Annotated in this window: 7 protein-coding genes; 3 read left to right on the top strand and 4 right to left on the bottom strand. The window is 57.3% G+C overall.

Features of this window, described 5'->3' with window-relative positions; all coding sequences use genetic code 11:
* The first annotated feature begins 253 nt into the window (after positions 1–253).
* Positions 254–763, top strand: a complete 510-nt coding sequence (locus NW838_RS01930) for a hypothetical protein (RefSeq protein WP_414427398.1) — start codon at positions 254–256, stop codon at positions 761–763.
* Positions 764–785: 22 nt separating this feature from the next.
* On the opposite strand, the gene NW838_RS01925 is transcribed toward NW838_RS01930, so the two are convergent.
* Entirely contained in the window at positions 786–3,311 is a 2,526-nt protein-coding gene (locus tag NW838_RS01925; protein ID WP_414427397.1) for a DNA gyrase/topoisomerase IV subunit A, read from the bottom strand.
* A 213-nt stretch (positions 3,312–3,524) separates the two neighbouring features.
* Between NW838_RS01925 and NW838_RS01920 the strand changes: the two genes are divergently transcribed.
* On the top strand, positions 3,525–4,919 hold the full coding sequence (locus NW838_RS01920; RefSeq protein ID WP_414427396.1) for a phosphoglucomutase/phosphomannomutase family protein: 1,395 nt from the start codon (positions 3,525–3,527) through the stop codon (positions 4,917–4,919).
* A 463-nt stretch (positions 4,920–5,382) separates the two neighbouring features.
* On the opposite strand, the gene NW838_RS01915 is transcribed toward NW838_RS01920, so the two are convergent.
* Both NW838_RS01915 and NW838_RS01910 read right to left on the bottom strand, forming a co-directional pair.
* Complete coding sequence (locus NW838_RS01915; RefSeq protein ID WP_414427395.1) at positions 5,383–6,075, bottom strand: hypothetical protein; 693 nt, start codon at positions 6,073–6,075, stop codon at positions 5,383–5,385.
* Positions 6,076–6,149: 74 nt separating this feature from the next.
* The gene (locus NW838_RS01910; protein ID WP_414427394.1) at positions 6,150–6,908 is read right to left on the bottom strand and encodes a hypothetical protein; all 759 of its coding nucleotides are present in this window, start codon (positions 6,906–6,908) and stop codon (positions 6,150–6,152) included.
* Positions 6,909–7,230: 322 nt separating this feature from the next.
* On the opposite strand from NW838_RS01910, the gene NW838_RS01905 reads away from it, so the two are divergent.
* Positions 7,231–8,712, top strand: coding sequence for a hypothetical protein (locus tag NW838_RS01905; RefSeq protein WP_414355554.1), 1,482 nt, complete (start codon positions 7,231–7,233; stop codon positions 8,710–8,712).
* A 59-nt stretch (positions 8,713–8,771) separates the two neighbouring features.
* Here NW838_RS01905 and NW838_RS01900 read toward each other — a convergent pair whose 3' ends face one another.
* Entirely contained in the window at positions 8,772–10,379 is a 1,608-nt protein-coding gene (locus NW838_RS01900; protein ID WP_414427393.1) for a phytoene desaturase family protein, read from the bottom strand.
* Positions 10,380–10,482 lie beyond the last annotated feature (103 nt).

Genomic DNA, 10,482 nt, shown 5'->3' with positions numbered 1-10,482 from the left:
TGGAGAGGGGCAGCCTCGCCTTCCGAACTTCTGGATTCGGCATCCGCTATCATGGCTACATTGGGTAAACCCAGAAAACAGCCGGGACAAAGCCCGATAGACAGGTCTCTGCTTGGGCTGAAGTCCTATGGTGCTTTGATTTAAAGTAGAGAGTTGTGTATAGGGTGCAGCGACTGTGAAGTACTTCTGCAGGCGAGTTGGCCGAGGTCGATCTCTCTCCCCGGAAGAGCGTTGGGTTGTTACTGAGGTTCGATTGGCTCAATTGCTCAGGGCAGCGGAAGCCAACCTCAAGGCCAACTCTGAGCTGCGGCAGCAGCAGCAGGAGCAGCAAAAGCAACTGGAAGCCGAGCGCCGCCACAGCGAAGCCCTGAGAGACTCGACCGCCGATTTGCGCACCAGCGTAATGGAGCTGCGGGAAGGACAGGCCCTTTGGCAGAGCCATGTGGAAGAGCTGCGCTCTTGTCTGCGGGAGCTGCTCAAGGAACAAAGCGAACTGGTGCAGATTGTTGCCCAGCAGCAGCACATCCTGAAGGATTGTCAGGAAGTCATCCGCGCCATGCTGGAGCAAATGCGAGATGACCACCGGGACTTCCGCTCTGCCATCAGCATCTTGCTGGAGGAGCTGCACCAAACCGTGCGCTGTTTGGTTCTCAAGGCAGGTGGAACCCTTCCCAAGCCCGTTCGCCATCCCGAAGCGCCGGAGACGGATCCCGGCTCCCCGCCGACCGATTCGGCCTCGCCTGGGGAAGGCTCTTCGTCCTAGGGATCTTCTGCTCCCCCAAGAGCTATCCCACATCGCCTTCCGGCAGCCACTGCGGCCAGAACAGGCGCAACTCCCTGACCCGCTCCCCTTTGACCAGCAGGGATCCGTCCCCGGATCGGCTTTGCAGCGGGATGTCAGCAGGGGAGAAGGAGTACATCCGTTCGGACTCCGTGAGCACATCCAGTTGCAGATGGGGATGCTGCTCCAAATCGGGGGGGAGACCCACCAAGCTCGCCAAGCCATCTCCCCGGTCGGAGAAGTGAAAGGCCGGCACGCCCACTTGACCCCGCTCCAGGATGGGGATCTCGCTCAGGGGCAAGCGCTTCAGGTGGCCCAACCGGCTGGCCAGAACCAGGATCCCTTGCGGGGGCAGCAGCGCCATACCAACTATTCGCTCGGCGCGCCCCAAACGCAGGGCCGGCGATCCCATAGCCGCCCGACCCATCAGGGGAATCTGTTGGACATCCAGCCGCAGCACCCGTCCCCCTGAAGTCGCCAGAGCAACGCTGTAGCCTTGGCAGCCGGGATCCCAAAGGGCTGCCCAGCCCAGCTCATCTCCCTCTTTTAGCTTTAGGACAGTGGATCCCCGTTGGGTGAGGCCCATCAACTCTGCCAGGGCCAGCCGCTTGATCCGCCCCTGCCGGCTGAGCACCACCAAACTTGCCTTGCCCGGATCCGGAGCCAACGTGAAGGTGGCAACCATCGGCTCGGGGTTGGGGAGAAGGGTAACCAGAGGCACCCCCCGTGAAGAGCCAGTGCTGAGGGGGATCCCTGCGATGGGCACGGTAAAAGCCTTGCCGCCGGCGGTGAGCACCAAGATTTCCTGCTCCAGCGTGGCGCATTCCAGGCCGACCAGCACATCTTCCCCCAGTTCCCGTTGCGCGGGGTTGCTGCGGGAGCGACGGCTAGGCAGAGGCAGGCGGCGCACATAGCCCTTGCGGGTGAATTGCAGCAAGAAGTGGGTCTCTTCCGTCTCTTCGCCGCTGGGGATTTGGGCCACTTCCGCTTCCAGCTCCGAGGCCGAGAGGATCTGGGTGCGCCGGGGATCCCCGAAGGTCTTTTTCAGGTGTCGCAGCTCTTTTTTCAAATAATTCAAGAGCTTGCGGCGGTCGCTGAGTAGCCCCTGCAGTTCTTCGATGCGGGTCTGCAACTGGGCGTGTTCCTGGTGCAGCCGTTCCCGCTCCAATCCCGTCAGGCGACGCAGAGGCATGGCCAAAATCGTCTCTGCCTGCTGGGGGGTACAGCCCAGGCGAGTTTGCAATTGGGCTTTGGCCGTGGTGCCATCGGGCGCTTGCCGCAGCAGCTCGATCACCCCCTCCAGATCCGCCAACGCCAGCAACATTCCTGCCACCTCTTCCGCCTTGCGCTGCACCTGCTGCAACTCGGCACGGAACATCCGGTTGAGGGTGGCCTCGCGAAATTGCAAAAAGTGTTGCAGGATGTCCTTGAGGCTGAGCTGCCGCGGTTCCCCGTTCACCAAAGCCAGCAGGATGGCTCCAAAGTTGCTTTGCAAAGGGGTGAGCTTATACAACTGCTGCAAAACCGCCTGCGGGTTGGCTTCTCGCTTGAGCTCCACCACCACGCGAATGCCGCTGCGATCCGACTCATCCCGCAGATCGGCGATGCCGCTGATGCGGTCTTGGTTGGCCAGCTCGGCCACTTTTTCGATCCAGGCGGCTTTGTTCACCTGGTAGGGAAATTCAGTGATCACCAGAGCAGGCCGCCGGTGGCGTCCTTTGCCCGGCTGGATCTCCTCAAATCGGGCTACCCCCCGCAGGGTGATGGAACCGCGCCCGGTGAGGTAGGCTTCGCGGATCCCTTGGGTGTCTAAGATTTGGCCGCCGGTGGGAAAATCCGGCCCTGGGATCCACCGCAACAGCTCCTCAGGGCTGAGGTCGGGATGGTCGATCAAAGCCAACAGGCCATCCACCACTTCCCCCAGGTTGTGGGGTGGGATATTGGTGGCCATGCCCACAGCAATGCCGGCAGAGCCGTTGAGCAGCAAAATGGGCAAGCGGGCCGGAAGAACGGTGGGCTCCGCCTGGGATCCGTCGAAATTGGGCATGAAATCGACGATCTCTTCCGACACCTGCTCCAGAAGCGCTGTGTGGCTCAGCTCCGCCAGCCGGCACTCCGTGTAGCGCATAGCCGCCGGTGGGTCATCATCCACAGAGCCGAAGTTGCCGTGTCCCGCCACCAGGGGATAGCGGCTGGAAAAGTCTTGCACCATGCGCACCAGCGCGTCATAAACTGCCTGATCCCCGTGGGGGTGATATTTCCCCAGCACATCCCCCACCACCCGTGCGCATTTGCGGTAGGGGCGATCCGGCGTCAGGCCCAGCTCGTGCATGGCGTAGAGGATGCGGCGGTGTACCGGCTTGAGGCCATCCCGCACATCCGGCAAGGCCCGCCCCACGATCACGCTCATGGCGTATTCCAGGTAGGAGCGCTGCATCTCCCCCTGCAAATCGGTTACAATCACCCGACCCAGACGGGATCCCCCACCCGAGCCAAATCCCAGTCCGTCGAGAGTCAGTTGCTGAGTCATGGCACAAAGGAGCGGAACGCTTTCCAGGTTACCGAAAAAACGCCGTAAAGCCCTGCCCTTGAGGGCAGGGGGGTATGTCAATCTAGCCGCTTCTGCGGGCCCCGCGAGAGGGATCCCATCTCAGAAGAAGTGAAGAAGTTGAGAGCAGACCGAACCCCGCAACTCCCGCCTCGTGCTATGACTTGAAGCGGCAGCACCCACCGCAACACCACTATGGCCGATACCCCGATCCGCTTTGGCACCGACGGCTGGCGAGCCGTGATCGCCGATGGCTTTACTTTCCAAAACTTGACTGTTGCAGCCCAGGCCAGCGCCCAAGTCTTGGCCCGCACCTACCCCGGCGAAGGGATCCTGGTCGGCTACGACAACCGCTTTCTTTCGGAACGCTTTGCCGCCCACGTTGCTGAGGTGGTGGCCCGCCTGGGGATCCCAGTTTACCTCTCCACCTGTGTGGCCCCAACGCCGGCCTTTAGCTGGGGTGCCAAGGAGCGGGGCTGCCACGGCGCTTTGGTGATCACCGCCAGCCACAACCCCCCCCACTATTCCGGCCTCAAGGTCAAGGGAGGATTTGGTGGATCCGTGCCCCCGGAAGTTACTGCTGCCATCGAGCAGGAGATGCAAAGCCTCCAGCCTCTTGGATCCCACAAGGCCCCCATCCACACCTGGGATCCCTGGCCCGGCTACCTGGCTCAGCTCAGCCGCTTTGTGGATCTGGAAAAGCTCAAAGGATCCCCGGCCAAGATTTGGGTGGATGTCATGTTTGGCTCTGGCGCTGGCGGCCTCAAGCGCCTCTTGGGGGAGAAGGTCATTGAGTTGCAGGCGCATCGGGATCCCTTGTTTGGGGGATTTCCCCCTGAGCCCTTGCCCCAAAACCTGCAGGCTTCCGCTCAGATCATCGCAGCGGATCCGGCCCCCTTGAAAATGGGCCTGGTCTTTGATGGAGATGCCGACCGCATTGCCGCCCTGGATGGGCAGGGCCATTTCCTCAGCCCGCAGATCCTGATCCCCATCTTGATCGACCACCTGGCCGGGCGACGCGGCTTGCGGGGCGAGATTGTCAAAACCATCAGCGGCTCCGAACTGTTTGTTAAAGTTGCACAGCACTATGGCCTGCCGGTTACGGAAATGCCGGTGGGCTTTAAGTACATCGCCGAGCGCATGATGAGCACAGAGGTGCTCTTGGGTGGAGAGGAATCGGGCGGCATCGGCTACCTGGGCCACATTCCCGAGCGGGATGCCCTGCTTTCGGCCCTGTATCTCATCGAAGCGGTTACGGAAACCGGCCAAGATCTCAGCACCATCTACCGGGCTTTGCAGGAACGGGAAGGGTTCACCTCTGTTTACCTGCGCCGCGATCTCCACCTCGCGGATCAAAACCAACAAACTGAGTTATTCAAACGGCTACAGATGGATCCCCCGGCTGAGATTTTGGGGCAGCAGGTGATCAAACATTTTGATCGCGACGGCCACAAATTCGTCCTCGCCGATGGAAGCTGGGTGATGATTCGCGGCAGCGGCACCGAGCCTCTGCTGAGGTTGTACTCAGAAGCCAAAGACACAGGAGAAGTAAACACTCTCCTAGATTGGGCAACATCATTGATAGCTTAGTTCAGAACCGAATATGAGCCCTACCATCTGATTCCAGAAAGCACCTACCAAGCACTCCTAGCGCCTGGGAGAGGCACCTTGGCGTATTTGCATTTTGCTAGGACAAACCTTAGCCGCTCCCTAGCTTTATACAGACTTTTGAAGAGTTGTAGAGCAATCTGTATTGAATTGTGAACCCATCATTCATTTTCCCAGAAATCCTCTCTGGCCAAGACTGCCTAGTAGCTACTCGTCTTAATACTCAGACTGGATTACTATAGTGATTTTGGAAGAATCCCATGATTGAAATTTGAGGACTGAAGACAGTGAAGCATGGCCACTTTCAAGGAAGATAAACTCAGCTTCTCGTTGAGAAGCTACGGCAAAGAGTTGAGCTAGAAAGATGACTGATTACTTGATACTTGGATTGATACTTGGAGCTGCAGAAACTTAATTGCGATGAAATTTATCGTACAGCTTTAAGTTAAGCACCTCCGCCTTGAGTTACTACAATAGTTATATTTCCTACGGCCAGCTGTCCAGTGGCATCTACAGCTGAGATTTGTAAATCATAAATTCCAGGGAAAATAAATGCAGCGTTGATAAAAACTTGATTGTTGATAAAAGCAAAGGAGAACGAGGCTGTGAAAGTGCCATTTGGATTAGTAATCGTGGATGGCACAGGAGTTGGATCAATTTGAACGTCAACAGTAATTGGTGGAATGCCGCCAGAAATTCTTGCAACAATTGCATTAACATTGGCTGTCCCAGAAATTAGACCAGCACCAGGACCAGTTCCTGTACCTACAGGGATTACAGTATTGATTTGATCTCGACCGGGCAAAATAGAGACCGTCAAGACTGGAGGAATTGGAGCAGGAGCTACAGGCCCTTCAGCGACAATCGGAGGAACAGCATCAGGGGTAACAACTGGGTCAATGGTCGGTGCAGAAACAGGCCGAGGGATTCCTGGCGTGGGTTGAGCTGCAGCTACAGGACTAGATCCCACGTTGGTTCCACCTGTTTCAACAGTTGGGTTTTGCACAGGGATGATTGGCCCTGGCAAAAAACTTGTAACATTTTTATCCTTAGCCTGTTGACACCCAATAAGAGTCAAAGACATCAACACAAGCGAGGTTCCACCTATTGCCAGTGTTTTAAACTTAATCATCACCACACCCTCTCACACTCACTGAAGTTCTCAACTAAGCCTTTAACTCATTTGGCAAGCCATTGCTGGGATTACCTTCTCTACAGATTTCCACAAGCAGGAATCTGAGAGCCACGAATTTCTGTTCGGCTTTCTTCTCCACTAAATATAGAATCGTCAACTCTTAGCACCTGACCAAAACTATCACGAATAGTTAAGATGATCAGAATGTCATCACCAGTCAGCTCGTCTGTGATCTGAACCTGCCCCTGTGCATCAACTCTACGAACGCCACGAATGGCTTTAGAAAGAATTCTGAGATCATTAAAGTAGCGGGGATCCGTCGGAAAAGTAAAGCTAAAGGTAAATCCCGTCGCATCAAGGAATGTATTTCCTCTGCCAATCAATAGATTCTTAAATTGTTCTAAAGCAGTTGGGAGTATAACATCTGTCACGTCTGTTCCACAGGTGATGTTTAAAACCTGTACATCAACGCTAGCAATGGTCCCACGCACGATCAAACCAGTTATATCGATCTTATAGGATAGCGAGGCAAACTCCTGATCGGCATTGAAGCCGCCCCCTGGCCCAAATTGAGGCGGATCCGGCAGATCGGGTTGAACTGGCGGCGGGGTGATGGGGGCAAAGTCCGGCCCGGGGCGGAAGGTGATGGGCGTGAGGTTGGGTGAAATGGTGGGAGCCACAGCCACGGGAGGAGGCGTGGCACCGCTAGAAGCCAGTAGAGGCGGCACCCCGCTGGTGGTCTCGCTACTGCAGCCGGTAATCAGCGCAACCGAAGCACAGGTTGCCCAAAGAGAGAGGCCGCCACGGCCAAGGGCTGAGCCAAAACGTCGTCTCATCGAAAAATCTCCACTCACTCACACCACAGCAAACGTCTTAGGCAGCGTCCAGCGGGGATCCACCGAGCTTGCTCAAGTCTTATGCATCTGCACAATTTCAAGGGGGATGCCTGCTGTTAGTTCTACTGCATCCTAGAGCGTTGTCAAGCGAGCGGCAGAGCAAATGCAAGAAATTGTTCTGGAAATGGCCCATCCCCTAGATATGGGGTATCATAGCCTCGAGCAGGGGCGGCCAGCTTACCTGTAGCGTTAGGGGTTGGGTGCCTTCTCCCCATTTTGTGTGTGGATTTGCCCAGATTTAAGGTGTGTGAGGAAGTGCCGTATGAACTTCAAAGGTCGCTCGTTGGCGGTTTTGTGTGGAGTCTTGCTGCTAGGCGGCTGCGGAGAAGTTAATGAGTCTCCGACCTTGCCTGGGCCCGTCCAGGTGGATCCCACGGCGTTTGTCTCGGCGCAGGAGTACCGCTTTACCCCCGGCTCGGTGCTGGAGACCACCAGCCTCCGGTTGGACTACGTCAATCCGAGGTTTGACAATGGGATCCCTGTGCGTACCAACCCCTTGCAGGGAAGCGGTGAAGCTCGCATCGCCAATGTTGAAGCCCGCATCTTGCCCGTGAACGAGATCCCAGCCACTGAGCTGACGATTGACTCAACTCTTCGCTCCAGCACGCTGGCCATCCAAATTGGGCGAACCACACCGCTGGTGAATCTCATTGCCTTTGGCCCCAGCGACGGCAAGCTATCGACCCAGTTCAGTATTGCCGGGCTGGTTGCCCTTTCCACCAACCCCAACGACCAGCGCATTCGAGTCAATACAACCTTTAGAGCTGCCGTTCCGGATACGAAAACTGTTTTAACTTTGACCGTGCGCCGCATCTTGGTTAGCCGCAATGGCAACCAAGTCGTCTTAGAGGGAGATTCTTCTCTCATTGTCCCCACTGTGGGTGTATTGTTTGAAAACGGTGGCCCTGGCCCCGGTGGTGAGATTTTGGCGCCTGGCTCCTTTGTCAACCCTCCTCCACCCCAAGGTCCTGTAGTCGCTATTCTCCAAACAGGCAGTTTCTCCGCGAGCTTTGTGGTGCGGCAGCGGGGGGTTGCGGGCGATGGCACTCCTGAGGATGCCTTGGCTCTCTTTGCCCGCCTGAACTTCCGGCCCAACCAGGCGGAGATTGTCTATCGTCCTGCCCAGGTGGGTACGCAGTCGGTACTGTTCGCTCCGGATCCGACTCGACCGAACATCTTGCCCAATCAGTTGGTTCGCATCCGCCGCCTGTTGAACGGTCGTGTTCAAGCGGAGTTTGATCCGGCCAACACCAGCACAGTTCTCAACTTTGTGCAGGTCAGCCCCCCACCGCGACCTTTCCCCACACCGATACCGCAATTGCCGGTTCCTGATCGTCCGGGTGCCCCAACAGTCTTTGATTACTTTTTCTCATTGCGCACAGAGCGCTCTACAGGTACCTTACCCGGCTCGCCCGTGGAAGGAGACAACCCTCAGCCCGTTATCCTTCAAGGCATTGTACCTACCACAGGAGATTTCGTCTTCCGCACCTTGGCTGGAGCACAATTAGCGGGGCCGTTTAACCGGCTTGATATTGGTGGGGGAACACAAAGAGGAAATCTGAACCTTGTCTTCGATTCAACGACCTCTGCTGAGCGCATTTCCGGCCAGTGGTTCCTGGAACAAGAGTTCCCCACCGGCAACATTGAAGGTGGGACGGAAGATGAACCAGGGAATGATGCTAGCCGGGAAGGGGCCATTTTGATCATCCGTGGGTTCTTTGAGGGAACTGAGGTGCGGCTGTAACCCAGGCAACCCGTTTGATCCCAGAGCAGGGATCCGCTCTGGCTTGGCCTTTTCGTCGGTCAGAGCTTGGGTAGATCGCTGAGCACCACCTGTGCGCAGTTGTGGCCAGGGATCCCGGTCACTCCGCCTCCTGGGTGCGCCCCTGAGCCGCAGAGGTAAAGGCCGGGAATGGGGGATCGATAGTCGGCCAGGCCGGAGATGGGCCGCAGGTTGTAGCTTTGATCCGGCGTCATTTCCCCGTGAAAAATACTGCCCCCCACAAGGCCGAAGCGGGCCTCCAGATCCACGGGCGACAACATCTGCCGTGCGATCACGGCGTTTTTAATGTTGGGGGCAAATTGGGCAATTTTGTCGATTACCCGATCGGCAAATTCTTCCCGCAGGCCATCGTTCCAGTCTCGCCCTTTGGGTTGGTAAGGCACAAACTGACAGAAACAGGAGAGGATGTGCTTGCCTGGGGGAGCCATCGTCGGGTCGGTGGGGGATTGGCTGTAGATCTCGATAAACGGATCCCGGGAAGGGATCCCGTATTTGCAATCATCCCAAGCCCGCTCCAGATAGGCCACCGAGGGGGCAATATCCACTGTGGCAGAGCTGACAACTTCTGGGGGCACTTCAGCAGGGGCCGCCGTGTAGCGGGGCAGTTCCTCCAGGGCCAAGTTGAGCTTGTACACCGGGCCTGAGGTGCGGTAGTGCCGTTCTAGCCGGTCACGCAAGTCTGGGGGCAAAGAGGAGCAGAGTCGCAAAAAGGTGATCTGGGGATGGGCATTGGAGAGAACCGCCCGCGCCCGCACGGTTTCCCCCGATTCGAGGATAACCCCAGCGGCCTGCCCACTCTCCATCAAGATCTCCGCCACTGGAGCAGACGTGCGGATCTCCACCCCCAAGTCCAGAGCTGCCTTGGCCATCGCTTGGGTAATGGATCCCATCCCACCGCGCACATAGCCCCAGACCCCACGCGAGCCAATAGCCCGACCTACCGCATGGACCAGCCAAATGTAGGGCGTACCCGGAGTCATCGGCCCGGCAGAGGTGCCGATCAAAGATTGGGGAGCCATCGCCGCCTTGACTTGCTCCGACTCGAAGAATTCATCCAGGAGATCAGTGGTCGAGAGGAGCATGATGCGGCGGAAATCGTCTTCATAGCCAGCAGCTGCAAAGCGATCCGCCAGTTGGCCCAGTGAAATCGGCGGCTGCATTAAGGTTGGCTCCACCACCTCGTTCACCCGATCCCAAAACTCCTCCCAGCGGTCGTAGGCTTCCGCATCTTTGCGGGAAAACTTGGCAATTTCCGCCTTGCTCTTGGCACGGTTATCGGCATACAGGAAGAGGTGCTGCCCATCCGGGAAGGGCATGAAATAGGAAGGTTGCTTGGCGTAGACCTCAAAGCCATAGTCCGGCAGGCGCAGATCGCGAATGATCTCCGGGCGCAGCAAACTACAGGAGTAGGAAGCCACCGACACGCGAAAGCCTGGGTGAATTTCTTCCGTAATGGCAGCACCACCAACGGTGTGATAGCGCTCCAGCACTAGCACTTTTTGCCCCGCTTTGGCCAAATAGCAAGCGCTCACCAGCCCGTTGTGGCCGGCCCCAATCACCACCGCGTCGTAGCTCATCAACAATCCTTCTGCAAACGCTTCTCCACCCACAATACTCCTGCCAGCCAAGACTCGATCTGCCGGCAAGGGATCCCTGCCTTAACCGATGGAAAAAACGTAAACTACCCGACCCTGACTGCTTCGCAGTACAGGGCGGGCTTTCGGTAGCCCT

It is taken from the genome of Synechococcus sp. R55.2 (genome assembly GCF_047462075.1).
Lineage (GTDB): Bacteria > Cyanobacteriota > Cyanobacteriia > Thermostichales > Thermostichaceae > Thermostichus.
Note: the sequence above shows the minus strand (reverse complement) of the source record. Positions and strands in the feature narration are given on the sequence as shown.

What these genes read in the sequence shown, in the direction of transcription:
- NW838_RS01910 (WP_414427394.1), bottom strand. Translation starts at nt 6,908, where the DNA reads ATGAGACGACGTTTTGGCTCAGCCCTTGGCCGTGGCGGCCTCTCTCTT.
- NW838_RS01920 (WP_414427396.1), top strand. Translation starts at nt 3,525, where the DNA reads ATGGCCGATACCCCGATCCGCTTTGGCACCGACGGCTGGCGAGCCGTG.
- NW838_RS01925 (WP_414427397.1), bottom strand. Translation starts at nt 3,311, where the DNA reads ATGACTCAGCAACTGACTCTCGACGGACTGGGATTTGGCTCGGGTGGG.
- NW838_RS01905 (WP_414355554.1), top strand. Translation starts at nt 7,231, where the DNA reads ATGAACTTCAAAGGTCGCTCGTTGGCGGTTTTGTGTGGAGTCTTGCTG.